This window comes from Mycobacterium rhizamassiliense (genome assembly GCF_900157375.1).
Taxonomy (GTDB): Bacteria; Actinomycetota; Actinomycetes; order Mycobacteriales; family Mycobacteriaceae; genus Mycobacterium; species Mycobacterium rhizamassiliense.
On the sequence record NZ_LT721901.1, the window covers coordinates 4,569,149 to 4,583,528 of the forward strand.

General features: G+C 66.5%; 14 protein-coding genes. 5 read left to right on the top strand and 9 right to left on the bottom strand.

Annotated elements, in window-relative coordinates:
- Positions 1 to 36 precede the first annotated feature (36 nt).
- From MRAB57_RS22015 to MRAB57_RS29280, 4 genes are all read right to left on the bottom strand, one after another.
- On the bottom strand, positions 37 to 1,410 hold the full coding sequence (locus MRAB57_RS22015; RefSeq protein ID WP_077089224.1) for a 4-hydroxyphenylacetate 3-hydroxylase N-terminal domain-containing protein: 1,374 nt from the start codon (positions 1,408 to 1,410) through the stop codon (positions 37 to 39).
- An 18-nt stretch (positions 1,411 to 1,428) separates the two neighbouring features.
- The gene (locus tag MRAB57_RS22020) at positions 1,429 to 3,735 is read right to left on the bottom strand and encodes an acyl-CoA dehydrogenase family protein (protein WP_077089225.1); all 2,307 of its coding nucleotides are present in this window, start codon (positions 3,733 to 3,735) and stop codon (positions 1,429 to 1,431) included.
- A 122-nt stretch (positions 3,736 to 3,857) separates the two neighbouring features.
- Entirely contained in the window at positions 3,858 to 4,094 is a 237-nt protein-coding gene (locus MRAB57_RS22025; RefSeq protein WP_077089226.1) for a hypothetical protein, read from the bottom strand.
- A complete protein-coding gene (locus MRAB57_RS29280) occupies positions 4,094 to 4,540 on the bottom strand; it encodes a hypothetical protein (protein ID WP_245835979.1) in 447 nt (148 codons plus the stop codon). The genes MRAB57_RS22025 and MRAB57_RS29280 overlap by 1 nt, the downstream gene beginning before the upstream one ends.
- Positions 4,541 to 5,240: 700 nt before the next feature.
- Between MRAB57_RS29280 and MRAB57_RS22040 the strand changes: the two genes are divergently transcribed.
- Positions 5,241 to 6,086, top strand: a complete 846-nt coding sequence (locus tag MRAB57_RS22040; RefSeq protein WP_077089227.1) for a glycoside hydrolase family 16 protein — start codon at positions 5,241 to 5,243, stop codon at positions 6,084 to 6,086.
- A 4-nt stretch (positions 6,087 to 6,090) separates the two neighbouring features.
- Here the strand turns inward: MRAB57_RS22040 and MRAB57_RS22045 are convergent, their stop codons facing one another.
- The 3 genes from MRAB57_RS22045 to MRAB57_RS22055 all read right to left on the bottom strand — a co-directional run bounded on the left by MRAB57_RS22045 (position 6,091) and on the right by MRAB57_RS22055 (position 8,599).
- Entirely contained in the window at positions 6,091 to 6,747 is a 657-nt protein-coding gene (locus MRAB57_RS22045; RefSeq protein ID WP_077089228.1) for a hypothetical protein, read from the bottom strand.
- A 55-nt stretch (positions 6,748 to 6,802) separates the two neighbouring features.
- Complete coding sequence (locus tag MRAB57_RS22050) at positions 6,803 to 7,654, bottom strand: LLM class flavin-dependent oxidoreductase (RefSeq protein ID WP_077089229.1); 852 nt, start codon at positions 7,652 to 7,654, stop codon at positions 6,803 to 6,805.
- 105 nt (positions 7,655 to 7,759) lie between these two features.
- On the bottom strand, positions 7,760 to 8,599 hold the full coding sequence (locus tag MRAB57_RS22055; protein ID WP_077089230.1) for a class I SAM-dependent methyltransferase: 840 nt from the start codon (positions 8,597 to 8,599) through the stop codon (positions 7,760 to 7,762).
- 33 nt (positions 8,600 to 8,632) lie between these two features.
- Between MRAB57_RS22055 and MRAB57_RS22060 the strand changes: the two genes are divergently transcribed.
- The 4 genes from MRAB57_RS22060 to MRAB57_RS22075 all read left to right on the top strand — a co-directional run bounded on the left by MRAB57_RS22060 (position 8,633) and on the right by MRAB57_RS22075 (position 11,897).
- A complete protein-coding gene (locus tag MRAB57_RS22060; protein ID WP_077089231.1) occupies positions 8,633 to 9,655 on the top strand; it encodes an NADP-dependent oxidoreductase in 1,023 nt (340 codons plus the stop codon).
- A gap of 16 nt (positions 9,656 to 9,671) precedes the next feature.
- Positions 9,672 to 9,989, top strand: coding sequence for a hypothetical protein (locus MRAB57_RS22065; RefSeq protein WP_077089232.1), 318 nt, complete (start codon positions 9,672 to 9,674; stop codon positions 9,987 to 9,989).
- 103 nt (positions 9,990 to 10,092) lie between these two features.
- Positions 10,093 to 11,571, top strand: coding sequence for an amino acid permease (locus MRAB57_RS22070; protein ID WP_077090769.1), 1,479 nt, complete (start codon positions 10,093 to 10,095; stop codon positions 11,569 to 11,571).
- A gap of 71 nt (positions 11,572 to 11,642) precedes the next feature.
- Positions 11,643 to 11,897, top strand: coding sequence for a hypothetical protein (locus MRAB57_RS22075; RefSeq protein ID WP_077089233.1), 255 nt, complete (start codon positions 11,643 to 11,645; stop codon positions 11,895 to 11,897).
- Between the two features lie 67 nt (positions 11,898 to 11,964).
- Here the strand turns inward: MRAB57_RS22075 and MRAB57_RS22080 are convergent, their stop codons facing one another.
- Both MRAB57_RS22080 and MRAB57_RS22085 read right to left on the bottom strand, forming a co-directional pair.
- Positions 11,965 to 12,780 carry an alpha/beta fold hydrolase gene (locus tag MRAB57_RS22080; protein WP_077089234.1) on the bottom strand — a complete coding sequence of 272 codons (816 nt, stop codon included), beginning with the start codon at positions 12,778 to 12,780 and terminating at the stop codon, positions 11,965 to 11,967.
- Positions 12,781 to 12,807: 27 nt separating this feature from the next.
- Complete coding sequence (locus MRAB57_RS22085; protein ID WP_077089235.1) at positions 12,808 to 14,262, bottom strand: aldehyde dehydrogenase family protein; 1,455 nt, start codon at positions 14,260 to 14,262, stop codon at positions 12,808 to 12,810.
- Positions 14,263 to 14,380: the final 118 nt, after the last annotated feature.

Sequence of the window (14,380 nt, forward strand, 5' to 3'; positions counted from 1 at the left end):
ACGTTCACGTTCACACAAGTATGGGGTGCGTCGGCCTCAGTCCAGGTGCGCCGCGTGCCGCGCCAGCCGCTTGGCCCGCTCCATGTCGTAGTGCTTGCGCGTCACCAGACGCTGGGCGAACAGGCCCCCGCCGGATTGCACATTCGTCACCAGATGCCACCCACCGTAGGAGTCGGCGGTGGCATCCCGGATCGCGTGGAACAGCTTGGCGCGCGTGTCGCCAGGAACCTCGCTCGCACCGGTGAGGTACTTGCGCAGCTGCGGGCCGACGTCGGGGTTTTCCAGGTCGGCCATCGACGGTGTGGTGATGACGCCGCCGCCGGCGATGTCGTGCAGGTGCCGCACCATCAGGTTAAAGTTCGCCGCACCAATGTATTTCGTGGCGTTCGTGTAGAGATCGTCGGGATAGTAGTAGCCCTCCGGCGTGGTGTGCGCGTTGCTGATCGCGGCCTCCATGCCGGCCCGCAGGTTGGTGGCGTGGATCATCATCTCGTCGATCTTCTCGCGGATGTGCGAAACCCGCCCCGTCCCATTGGCTTCGGCGATCAGCGCGGCCAGGCCCACCATCTCGTCGGCCTGTTCCACCATGACCGCGGTGCCGCCCAGGCGTTCCCACAGGCCCAGCGAGTGCGCGAAGATTCCGGCCTGCGCCGCGACCCCGTCGAGGAACACGTGCTCGTGGGGGACGAACACGTCGTCGAAGATCACGAACCCGTCGGGCATGCTGCGTCCGGAGCTCACCGGGTAGTCGCGTTCGTCGCCACCCCGCGCCTGCACGGTCCGGCTGACGACGTGCACGCCGTCGGCGTTGACCGGCACCGCACACGCGATCGCGTAGTCCTCCTCCCCCGGCTTCATGGACTTGGTCGGCATGACCAGCAGGTGATGCGCGAACGGTGCGGCGCTGATGTGCAGCTTGGCGCCGCGGATCACCACGCCGTCCTCGCGGCGTTCCACCACGCGCACGTACTGGTCGGGGTCGTCCTGCGCGGCGGGCGCTTTCGACCGATCGCCCTTGGAATCGGTGATGCACTCAGCGATCCGGATGTCGTCCCGACGGGACTGTGCCACATAGGCATTGATGCGCGTGACGAACACGGGGTGGGCTTCGCCCAGCCGCGCGGCCGCCACTACCAGCGTCATCAGCGATTGATAGGTGACGTTGAGCAGCAGGTCCATGCTGGTGAGGATCGGCACCCGGTCGCGCAGTTCGTCCACGGTGCGCGGCGCCTCCACGAGCGGGTTCACCGCATCGTCTTCGGGCCGGTAGTACTCGTCGTATCCGGCGGCCACCGCATCGAGGGCGGGCGCCAGCAGCGGTTCGGTGTCCATGTCGGCGACCAACTTGCCGTCCTGGTACACCCGCCGGCCATCGCGCAACGAGTTCTTGTACTGCTCGCCCGTCAACATTTCCGGTGCGCTCCTTACTTATCGGCCCGTCCGCTGATTGAACGGCTTGTCACGGTCGGGGTCGGTCTCGCGAGGCAACCCGAGCACGCGTTCGGCGATGATGTTGCGCTGGATCTCCGAGGTTCCGCCGGCGATGCAGTACTTCTTCATCTCCAGGAAAGAGCGTGTCCCCGAGGGCATCTCGGCGTCTTCTGGCCAGCCCAGTGAATACTTGGGTCGTAGGTCGATGCGGACGCGGCCGGCGCGCTCGTGCAGGTCCGCGCTGACGAGTTTGCGCACCGAGTCGATGGCTCCGGGGTTGCGGTCCGGGGTGACGCTGGCGCGGAAGCTCGCGGCCTGCAGGGCCCGTTCGTCGACGAGCATGCGCTGCAATCGGTCTCGCACATCGGCGTTCTGCCACGCGCCGCCGTCGACCGCCTCGGCGATGAGCTGATCGGCCACTCCGGGGCCCACGACGGGAGGGCCGGTGAGGCTGTTGCGCTCCTGCATCAGCGTGCTGATGCCGACCTTCCAGCCCGCGTTGAGCGGGCCGAGGCGCGCCGAGTCGGGCACCACGACGTCGGTCAGGAAGACCTCGTTGAACTCTGCATCGCCGGTCATCTGACGCAGCGGCCGCACCTCCACGCCGGGCGTGCGCATGTCGAGCAGGAAGTACGTGATCCCGGCGTGCTTGGGCAGCGTCGGGTCGGTGCGGGCCATCAGCAGCCCGAAGTCGGCGGTCTGGGCGAACGAGCTCCAGATCTTCTGCCCGTTGACCAGCCAGCGATCACCCTCGATCCGTACCGCCGTCGTCGCCAGGGAGGCCAGGTCGGATCCCGCGCCGGGTTCGCTGAACAGCTGACACCAGCGGTGCTCGCCGAGTGCGAGCGGCCGCAGGTAGGCCTCGCGCTGCTTGTCGGTACCCCACTGCAAGATTGTCGGGCCGGCCAGCCACACGCCGACGAAGTCCTCTTCGGGCCGGTCGACGCCGCGCCGGCGCAGCTCCGCGACCACGGCGCCGCCGTCGTCGCGGCCCATGCCCCGCCCGCCGCAGTGGGCCGGCCACGTCGGCGTCGACCAGCCGGCCTCGCCGAGCCGTCGGTACCAGTCGCGCCGACCCGGCGTGTACTTCTGCCCCGCCGCGGGCGCGGCGTTGTCGGCGGCGACCTCGTCGGTGAGGTTGTCGGCCAGCCAGCGCCGCAGTTCGCCAACTGCGGGCGAGGCAATCTGGTCGGGCGCGGGTTCCTTTGGTACTGGGGGGTTTTCCACCACCGCGGCGCCGAGCCGGTTGCGATGACCCGACGGCGTGTCGATGAGGTACTGGTCGGCCTTGGCGCGGCGCAGATAGAGGTGGGCGGCGTGCTCCCAGGTGTAGCCGATGCCGCCGTGCAACTGAATCATCTCGGCCGCGTTCTGCACTGCGGCCTCGCCGCACACCGCCGCCGCCACGCCCACCGCGAATTCGGCGTCTGCCGCACCGGCGTCGAGCTGCCGGATCGCGTACCAGGCGCTGCCCGCCGAGAGTTCGGCGCGCACAGCGGCGTCGGCCAGACGATGCTTGAGCGCCTGGAACGCGCCGATCTGGCGGCCGAATTGGCGGCGATCGACGAGGTACTGCTTGGTGAGCGCCACGCATTGCTCGGCCAGCACCGCCTGTTCGGCGGCCAGCAATGCGGTCGCGCGCAGACGCACCCTCGCCAGGACGGCCGCGGCCCCTCCGATCTCACCGATCTGGCGGCCGGGCGCGCAGGAAAGGCGAACATTGGCCAGCGGCCGGCTGGGATCCAACGTGGATAGCCGCTGCCGGTCTACGCCCGCCGCGCCGGTCACAGCGAAAAGTGTTGTCCCACTGTAAGTCTCGGCCGCAATCAGCAAGAGGCCGGCGTCGGCGCCGTCACCGACGTGCCGGAATTCGCCGCTGACGGCCCAGCCTTCAGCGTCGCGCTCGGCGCGGCCGATGTCGTTGGCGACGGTGGCGGTCAGCTCGCCGGCGGCGATCCCGGGCAGCAACTCGTCGCAGGCCGCCCGATCCCCCGCGGCCAACAGGGCTTCGGCGGCAAGGCAGACGGTGGTGAAATACGGCACGGCCCCCAGCTCACGCGCGAGCTCCTCGCAGACGATGGCTTGTTCGGTGAGGCCGGCGGCGCTGCCGCCGAACTGTTCGGGAACCGCGATGCCCAGCAGGCCGAGTTCGGCCAGTGCGGCCCAGCCGGCGCGCCGCGCGGCGGCTGAGTCGGCGTCCCGCGCCTCGTCCAACGGGAGGTGCTTTGCCACCACCTTGCGCACCATGTCGCGGAGGTCGTCGAGTTCGGACGCAGCAGGAATCGCCTCCAACCCAACAGCCATTTTGTATACATTAGAGACGAATTGACGGGTGTCAAGAGCGAGCGTCGAGCGCTATCCCCCGGGTTGTATGCAATCGGGCACGCGCGGTAGTCACGCCGCCCATCGGCGCGGTGGCGACGTTCTCAGGCTTCGTAGGTGACCTGATACCAGTGCCGGACGGGCTTGTGGGTCGTGTCGGCCTGGCCCGTGTCCGTCGCGCTCACCACGTTGACATCGGTCACGTCATGGTGCGCCTCGATGTAGCGCTCCAGCTCGTGAATGAGCGCGCCGTGCGGCCGATCCGGATTGGCTAAAGCTTTCGCCCGATGTGGTTGTGGCACCCCGACAATTATGCCGACGTATTCTTCGATGTGCAGCATTAGCTATTACCTTGTCCCGCAAGCTGGTTGGCCACGATTCGGCGCGCTTGCAATCCGACATAGCCGAGTACCAGTCCGGTTCCGATCTCGCCGGCGGCCGTCAGCCACGAGAACCAGGTGACGTTGACTCGGGGTCCGGAACTGAAGCTGTCTTGATAGCCGGGCAGGAAAGTCGGCAGCACGTGCGCATAGGTAAATAGTGCGGCGCTACCGAAGCCCACATAGGTTGCGGCTTCAGCGGCCCATCGATGTCGTCCCAGCACCAACACCAACGCCATAACGACGAAAACACCTTGGATCATCCCGCCGACCATGACCGACGGCGGAGAGGCCGTCATCCCACGCCGAAAGTGATCGACCCCGTGCAGTGCGAATGCCGCGGTGAAGGCGACCATCGCCACCGTCAGAGAACGGTCCGCGGACACCGGATTCGAGTTGTTGGACATCTTTGTCTCCCAACGTTATCTACTACGAACGGTAGTAGACGAGGAGGTGGATGTAAACAACCGTGGCCCGCGTGCGGGCAAGTCAATAAGTGACGGGCGCGATAAATACCGGATTAGGCGAGCGATCGACGCGCCCCGATCGGTTACGGCGCCATCGATGCCAAGCTGAATAGGCGGTTAGCTAGAAGCTGATGAAGCGGCGGGAATCGGCCCGCCGGAAACTACGGAACCCTTAGGCCGAGGTGTCGGAGCCGGAGTACAGCCGGAAGTGACGATCGCCAACCGCGGCTTTGCTAGTCAATTCACTCGAGTCGCGCCGGGCCCGAAAAGAGGGGTGGCGGCGCATCGCTTCTTCGCGCTCTCGCTCGCGGCGGTGGGCAGCAATCCACGCAGGATGTGACTGAAGGAAAATAACCGTTGCTCCGGATGTATTCGCCACGATTGCCCACTCCTTCCAGAGCAAACCAACTCTGCCGCAAAGCTACGAACGTGTTATCCGTTCGTGTCCAGGATGCCCAGCGAATGCTGAGACCAAACCAAGCGCGAGCATGAGAATTAGCCGTGAATTTGTCATAAAGCCCGAGCTAGTCCCGTGCTGTCGCCGGATTTGGAACCCGACCGCGATCCGAATGCTAACGACGGGCACCGACAAATTCGCGTTTCGACCCCGTACGGCCGCGGCTGCTATCGTCGCTTGCCTATGCCTTCGATGGACCGTCGCCGCATGATGTTGACGACAGGGATCGGCGTGCTGGCGGCCGCGCTTCCCATCCCTGAGGCCCAGGCTCACCCGTCGCGGCCGGATGTTCCGGGCCGGATGCCACCGCCCAACGCGCCCAGCGGCCAGAGCGGGACCTACATCTTCTCCGACGAATTCGACGGGGCCGCCGGTTCGGCCCCCGATGCGTCCAAGTGGGCTGTGGCGACCGCCCGCGAGGTGATCAAGGACCCGACGTTTTGGGAGCGGCCCGAGAACATCGGGCAGTACCGCGACGACCGCCGCAACGTGTTTGTCGATGGCAACTCCAATCTCGTCTTGCGCGCAGCGAAGGACGGCCCCACCTACTTCAGCGGCAAGGTGCAGAGCAATTGGCGTGGCGGCGTCGGCCACACCTGGGAAGCCCGCATCAAGCTGAACTGCCTCACCCCCGGCGCCTGGCCCGCGTACTGGCTGGGCAACCAGGACCAGGGCGAGATCGACATCATGGAGTGGTACGGCAACGGCAAATGGCCTTCGGCCACCACCGTGCACGCGAAGGCGAACGGCGGCGAGTGGAAGACCCACAACATCGCGGTGGACAGCGCCTGGCATACCTGGCGCACGCAGTGGGACGAGGCGGGCATCCGGTTCTGGAAGGACTACAGCGACGGCGCGGCGCCCTACTTCGACGTGCCGGCGAGCTCACTGCCGGACTGGCCGTTCAACACGCCCGGCTACACCGCGTATCCCGTCTTCAACCTCGCGGTCGCCGGTTCCGGTGGCGAGGACCCGGGCCCGGGGACGTATCCCGCGGACATGCTCATCGACTGGATACGGGTTTGGTAGCCGGCTAGCCCGGGATTCGGTCCCCGGCGAACCACGCCTCCGACACCGTGCGGGTCTGCGGCGGCGGAAAGTGGGCGTCCGGTGCGCCCAGCGGCCCTACCTTGACCGTCCACGCCGCGCCCGAGCGGTCGATGCAGCTCTGCTGGCTGGGCAGGCACAGCACCGCCGGGTTTGAACCGAAGTCTTTTCCGCACCCGTAGGCGCCGGCGAACCCGTCGTCGCGCCCGCCCCAGGATCCGCCGTTGCGCAACAGGCAGCGCGTGCCGTCGTCGAGCAACAGCGCGAACGGGTCCGGCGACGCCGTGGGTTGCACGGGCGGCAGCTGGCCCTGGTAGGCGACTCGATGCAGCCGCATGTCCCACGGATTGTCTACGCACAACAGCGATCCCGGCGTCGACGGCCAGCAGGTGGACGCGTCGGCGGCGCTCGGCGAGCACGCATAGACGTCGGCCACCACGGCCGACGGCGACGGTGTGCTGCAGTCGCTGACGGCGGGGACGGCGCCATCGGGTGGCGTCTCGTGGTATCCGTTGACGGCCTGCCCCTGCGACCCGACGGCAACCGCCGTGATCTGTTGGGTCGTCGGGGGGTCGGCATGCGCAGGGCAAGCGGTCAGCGCCAGCACCGCAATTGCCGTGACGATGACCTGGACTGCCTTCATCGGCCTAACCCTGCCCCACGATGGCCGCAAAGTGAACGGTCTGGCGGATAGCCGCCTAGACACCGGCAATCGGCCGCACGTCCGAATCCAGCGCGCGGCAGCGTTCCAGTAGCGCTGCCGTCGGTGGCTGGCGGAAGGCAAGCACCATGTGCGCGCAGCCAAGTTGCTCGAACGCGGGCAATAGGGCCAGCTGCTCATCCACCTGGTCGGGTTCCACCGGGTGCAGCGGCAGCTGCGCGGAACGCAGAACCTCGGCCGGCGGGCGCGCCATGTCGGCGCACACTTGGTCGAGTCGAGCGTTTACGGCGCCCCATCCTTCGGGCCCCTCATGTCCGGACATGTTCCAGATGTCGGCGTGCCGCGCAATGACCCGCAGCATCTCGGGCTTGGTCCCGCCTACGACGATCGGCGGATGCGGCCGCTGAAGGGGTTTCGGCTCGCACAGCGCACGCTCCAGGGTGAAGAACCGCCCGCTGAAGGTGACCGATTCTTCGGTCCAAAGCCTGCGAATCACGGTCAGCGCCTCGTCGACCATCGCGACCCGGGCGCCGGGGTCGGGAAAGTCGATCCCGTATCCGCGATGTTCGGCCTCATGCCAGCCGGCGCCAATGCCGAAGTTGAGGCGTCCGCCGGAAATGTGGTCGACCGTGACCGCCATCTTGGCGAGAATCGCCGGATTCCGATGGGTCACGCCGGAGACCAGGCACCCGATCCGGGCCCGTTGCGTAACGGCGGCCATGGCGGCCAGCGTGGTCCAGCCTTCGTAGGTCGGGTCGGTATGTTCCTTCGGGCCGAGGAAATGGTCGTAATCCCAAAGCGCTTGAAAGCCAAGCCGATCGGCGGTACGCCACAACTGCTCGAGTTCGGAATAGTTGAAGCACTGGTCGAACTTGACCGAGATACGCATGTGGCGATAATAAGATCGCCGAGGCGTTTTAGGGCATCAAATATTGGCCGATGCGAGAAGTGCCTGTGACGCAACGTAACTCGGTTGTGCACGTTGCGATGTAGCTCAGTGGGTCAGCAGCGCGACCGCACTCGTGGGCTTGTTCCCCGGTGACCGCAGATCCGATTTGGGCGGCCAGGCAAGCGGGCGCATCCACAGCGGTAAGCGGCGCAGCCGGCCGGCGGCCGCGAGCACCGATTCGGCTTCGACGGTCCGCCAGCCGAGGTCTTCGAAGAAGGCCAGCCCGTTCTCGGGCGCGAATATGAACGGCGCGCTTTCGGCGATGCCGGCGACATTCTTGTTGATCCTCTTCTTCAGCCCGGGAAAGGCGAAATCAAGCATCCACCAGGCGACCTCGGGCCGCTTGATCGCGGCCGAAAGCGCGGTGATGTCACGGTATTCGAGGTACATCGACAGGCCCTCCGTCAGCACGAAGGCTTTTGTCGCGCCGGCCAGCGCCTCGTTGAAGAAGGCGTCCCGGGCGTCCGGATCGGCAAGGTCGACGGCGGTTCGGGTCAGCCGGCAACGCGGGGTCTGGTCGGCAAGCAGCTCGGTCTTTTCCGCAAGGAGCTTGGGCAGATCGGCCTCGATCCAGGTGAGCTCGGACGGAAGGTCCAGGCGATAGGGCCGGGTGTCCAGGCCGGCGGCCAGATTCAGCACGCGGTCGCAGCCGTTCGCGAGCGCGGCGGCGATGGCATCGTCGATGAGCTTGGTCCGCGCCACCAGCCACCAACCGTTGCGATCCGTCCATGGAACGTTCGCGACGATGGCGCGGCCCTGCTCACCGGCCAGCCGCTCGGCGAGCGGGTCGTTGAACAACGCATCCGCTCGCGCCGACTCGGTCGCCCGATGCAGCGCGGTCCAGCGTGCGGTATCCGAAACATGGGTAATGGTGTGCTCAGCCATAGGTGGGTTATAGCACTGGCGTAGCGTGCGCTCATGCCCGATCGCAATCGCCGCTTCCTGCTCCGCGAGCGCCCCTCGGGGCGCATCGGCCCGGAGACCTTCGAACTCGTCGAGGAGGCGGTGCCCGAGATCCGGGACGGCGAAGCGCTGGTGCGCGTCGACTGGATTTCGCTGGATCCGACCAACCGCACCTGGATCAACGACACACCCACTTACCTGCCCCCGGTGGGCATCGGCGAAGTGATGCGCGCGGGCGGGCTCGGCGAGGTCGTCGCGTCCAAGAACCCGAACTATCCCGTCGGTCAGATCGTGCAGGGCCTCGTCGGCTGGCAGGAGTATCTGGTCGCCGCGGACACGCAGCCGCTGTTCGGAGTCGATGTCGCCGAGGGTGTTTCGCCGAGCGCCTACATGGGCGCGCTCGGCACGACCGGCCTGACGGCGTGGATCGGGATCCGCGACATCGGCAAGCCGCAGCCGGGCGACACCGTCGTCGTCTCGGCCGCCGCCGGAGCGGTCGGCTCGATCGCCGGCCAGCTCGCCAAGGCCGACGGGGCGCGCGTCGTCGGGATCGCCGGGGGCCCGGACAAATGCCGGCTGCTCACCGAGGAACTCGGTTTCGACGCTGCCGTCGACTACCGCGCCGACGATTGGGTCGCTCAGCTCAAGGCGGCGACGCCCAAGGGCATCGACGTCGACTTCGAGAATGTCGGCGGCGTCATTATGGACGCGGTGTTCGCCCGCCTCAACGTCGGCGCGCGCGTGGCGTTGTGCGGCTTGATCTCCGGCTACAACGAAGCCGACCCGCCGACCGGGCCACGCGCATTCGGCAACCTGTTGATTCAGCGTGCGACGCTGCAGGGCTTCATCGTGCTCGACCATCTCGGCCGCACCGCCGAGGCGAACCGCGAGATCGCCGGACTGATCGCCGATGGGCGGCTCACGCCGCTCGAGACCGTCGTCGAGGGCTTCGAGCAGCTCCCGACGGCGATCAACATGCTTTTCGACGGCAAAAACGTCGGCAAATTGATGGTCAAGACTGGTTTACCAGCGCAATAAATGCGACCCTACTGGCATGCAATTTGTGCGTGTAGCCGCGGCGCTCGGCTTCGCCATCGCCGCCCCGGTTGTGCTGATGGGGACCCCTTCCGCTCACGCTGAAACCGGCATGAACGGCTTCCTTGCGTGCGTACAAAAGGCCGGGGTGCCGCCGAGGCCGCACCCGCAGGATTGGGCGCGCACTCTGCACGTCATCATCAACGATCTGAACGGCGCCGTACCTCCTGACCAAATCACCGCGAGATTGGTGACTATGGGGGCCAACCCGCACGATTCCGCGGCCGAAGTGCAGTGTGCCGTGGAAAACCAGCCGCCGGAGTTTTACTCCCCGTAGGTCGCCCAGGTGGCTCGCTCGAGCCAGCGCGCGTTGGTGAAGGTTGGCATCGACAACCCCCGTATTCACCCGAAACGCACGCAAAAGCCACTATGTTGTGGCGGTGGCAGCAAAGTCGGATGGGCGGACGCATGAGGGCGTCGGCGCCGCTCAACCGGTCCCGCGGCTGCACCGGGGTCTGGCCAGCCGGCATCTTCAGCTAATCGCGATCGGCGGGGCGATCGGCACCGGGCTGTTTATGGGTTCGGGGCGCACCATCTCGCTCGCCGGTCCGGCGGTGCTGCTGGTCTACGCGATCATCGGCTTCTTCTTGTTCTTCGTGCTGCGCGCGATGGGCGAACTGCTGCTGTCGAACCTGAACTACAAGTCGTTCGTCGATTTCACGGCCGATCTGCTGGGGCCCGCGGCCGGGTTTTTCGTCGGGTGGTCCTATTGGTTCGCCTGGGTCGTCACCGGTATCGCCGAAATGGTCGCGATCACCGGCTATACCAAGTTCTGGTGGCCCGATCTGCCGGCGTGGGCGCCGGTGGCGCTCATGGTCGCGTTGATCCTCGTATTCAACTTGTCCGAGGTGCGCAACTTCGGGGAAATCGAGTTCTGGTTCGCCCTCATCAAGGTCGTGGCGATCGGCTGCCTCATCGCCGTGGGCGCGGTCCTGGTGGCCACCGATTTCGTTTCGCCGCAAGGCCAGCGCGCGACGATCGAAAACCTCTGGAACGACGGCGGATTCTTCGCGACCGGGCCGATGGGTGTGGTCGGTGGATTCCAGATCGCGTTCTTCGCGTTCGTCGGGGTCGAACTCGTCGGTACCGCGGCGGCCGAGACGGCGAACCCGCGGCACACGCTTCCGCGCGCGATCAATGCCGTTCCGCTGCGAGTGGCCGTCTTCTACATCGCCGCGCTGCTGGCGATGCTCACTGTCGTGCCGTGGCGGCAGTTCAGCGTCGGCGAATCCCCGTTTGTCCGGATGTTCGCTCTGGCGGGACTAGGTGCCGCGGCGTCGGTCGTCAACTTCGTCGTAATCACCTCGGCCGCCTCGGCTGCCAACTCCGGCGTATTCTCCACCGGCCGAATGCTTTTCGGCCTAGCCGACGAGGGCAGCGCGCCGGCGCGCTTCGGTCGGCTGAACCGTAGCGGCGTGCCGGCGCGTGCCATATCCCTGACGGCCGTGCTGCTGCTGCTGAGCTCCGTTCCGCTGCTGTACGCGGGCGGTTCGGTGATCGACGCATTCACGCGCATCACCGCCATCGCGTCGCTGCTGTTCATGTTCGTGTGGGCGATGATCGTCGTGAGTTACCTCGTGTATCGCCACAGATACCCACGGCGCCACGCCGATTCGGCCTATCGGATGCCCGCCGGCGAGCCGATGTGTTGGGCCGTCCTGGTCTTCTTCGCCTTCGTCGCGTGGACGCTGTCGACCCAGGCGGAAACCGTTGTCGCGCTGGCCTGTTTCCCGCTGTGGTTCGCGGTCCTCGCGGTCGGATGGTTGATCGTGCGCCGCAGGCCCGGCCATGCCCTGCGGTATCGCCAATTCCAGGCCGAGATCAGCGGGCCCGGCGACGCGAGTTCTTGGGATCGGTAGCCGTCCCGGCTGTCTGTACTTGTCGCAACGACGCCACCAACGAGGCGGCGCGACACCGAAAGGGACAGCAAATGAACATCGTGCCGAGCAGCATCCAGGAGCAGATCAACCGCGTCGATCGGCAACGGAGCCTGTACATCGGGATCAGCACCGGCCTGGTGGCGGTCTGGAGCTTCTTCCGGCTGATCTGGATGCTCTACATCGGAATGACGTTTGGCTGGTACTTCGGGGCGATGGCCTTCCAGGTCGTGCTGTGGGGTGTGATCGGTACCGGCGCGGCGATCGCCTCCGTGGGGTTCCTGACCCGATACAACAAGAGCTCTTGACGCTGCGTGAAGGTCACGGGAGTTCCGGATCTCAATCGAGGTCCGGAACTTTTCCGTTCGGCGGAGGTCAGGCCGCGATCAGGTCGGCGAGACGCTGCGGCTGATCGATCTGGACGAATGTCCGCGCGTTGTCGATCATTTCGAGGCGCGCGCGGGGCAGAGCTCGGGCGAGCCGCTCGGCGTCGCCGACCGGGAAGAACCGATCGCGGGTGCCCCAGGCGATCAGTGCCGGGCGGTCGAAGGTTTTCAGCCGCTCGGCGGCGGCCAGCGTGTATTCGGGCGAAATGCCTTGCAGCACCGAGCGCAAGTCGGCGCGCACGCCGCGGTCTCCTAACGGCGCGAACCAGCTAGCCAACAGGTCGTCGGGCAGCGGCCGCATCGTCACCGGCACGGCCGCCAGCGCGGCGCGCCGCAGCACCCGTGACCGCAGGACACGGTCGACAGCCACCATGGACCCGGGGATCCGCGGGCCGACGCGGTAGACCGGTCGGAATGCGGTCGGCGGGAAGCGTTCGAACGCATCGCAATTGGTGAGCACCAGACGGTCGACGAGTTCGGGATGATTCGCGCACAGAATCTGGCATAGCGCCCCGCCGGTGTCGTTGCCGACCAGCGCCACCTCACGCAACTGCAACCGCTGGATCAACTCGGCGATCATCCGTGCGAGCCCCGTGGGCGACAGGTCAGCATCACCGTCCATCGCCACGCGATGCGCGCCCAGCGGAAGGTCGGGCGCCACGCAACGTGCCCACGGGGTCAGCAATGCGACGAGCTGATCCCAAACGCGACTATCGACGAACAGCCCATGGATCAGCAGGATGCAAGGACCCGTGCCTTGATCCTGGTAACGAACTACGCCTTGCGAGAGCTTGATCTCGGGGATAGGCCCACCCTACGCGGCAACGACAGGTCAGAGCTGGGCCCAGACCGACTTCGTCTTCAGGTAGATCTCCAGGCCCTCTTTGCCGAATTCGTGCCCCTGGCCGGACTGCTTGAAGCCGCCGAACGGCACGTCGTGGTCGAAGACCAACTGGCAGTTCACCTGGACACTGCCCGCCTGCAGGCGCTTCATGATCCGGTGGGCCCGGCCCAGGTTCTCCGTCCACGCGGTGGCCGCCAGGCCGTAGGTCGTGTCGTTGGCCAAGGCCACCGCCTCGTCCTCGTCGTCGAACGGCAGGATGCTGACTACCGGCCCGAAGATCTCCTCCCGGTACAGCCGCATGTCCGTGTCGACGTTGGTGAGCACCGTCGGGTGCACGAAGTAGCCCTTGCGGTCCAGGCGGTGGCCGCCAGTGACCACCTCGACGCCGTCCTTCTTGCCCTCGTCGATGTAGCCCATGACGCGGGTCAGCTGCTTCTGGCTGATCAGTGGGCCGCTGACGCAGCCCTCCTCGCTGGGGGCGCCCAGCTTGAACGTATTCGCCATCGCCGCAATGCCTTCCACGACCTGGTCGTAGACGCCGCGCTGGGCGAAGATGCGCGACCCGCACACGCAGCCCTGGCCGGAGTGCACGAAGATGCCGAGCGAAGCCATCATGATCGCGTTGTTCAGGTTGGCGTCGTCGAAGATCAGCACCGGCGACTTGCCGCCGAGTTCGAGCGTGACCTTCTTCAGGTTGTCGGCCGACGCCCGCACGATCGCCTTACCTACCTCGGTCGAGCCGGTGAAGGCGACCTTCTGGACGTCGGGGTGCGCGGTGATCGCGGCGCCCGCGGTGTGGCCGTAGCCCGTCAGCAGGTTGACGACACCCTCGGGCACGCCGGCCTCGTGGATGAGGCGATCCAGCAGTAGCGCGGAGAGCGGCGTCTCCTCGGCGGGCTTGACGAGCAGGCTGCCGCCGGCGGCGAGGGCCGGCGCGAGCTTCGCGCTCGCGTTGAAGATCGGGCCGTTCCACGGGAAGATCAGGCCCACCACGCCATACGGCTCCTTGAGCGTGTACGCGTGCATGTTGACGTAGTTGTCGGTCGCGATGCCGTCGGTCTTCACGTCGTAGGCGACGCCGTTGATCTTCGAACACCAACCGGCGTAGTAGCGGAAGAACTCCGAAACGGTCGACATCTGCAGCTGCGCCTGCATCAGGGGCATGCCGGTGTTGAGCGAGTCGAGCTGGGCGAACTCCTCGGCGTGCTCGTCGATCAGGTCGCCGATCTTCCACAGGATTTTGGCGCGCTCGCGGCCGGGAAGGTCGGACCATACGCCCGATTCGAAGGTTGCCTTCGCCCGCGCCGCGGCCTCGTTGACCGCCTCTTCGCCGCAGTCGGTGAACTCGGTGATCTGTTCTTCAGTCGCGGGGTTGATGATCGGAATGACCTCGCCCGAGCCGGGGCGTTTGTTGAGGTCGTCCAGTACTGCCTGCAGAGTCATCCGATCCCTTCCATATCGCCCGTCGCTGGGCCCGCGCGCTCGATCCGTCGAGTGCTGAGCACCTGCTTAGCATTGTGGACGGCGCGGGGTCAAGCGCCTCGCAGTGGTAGACACGGTC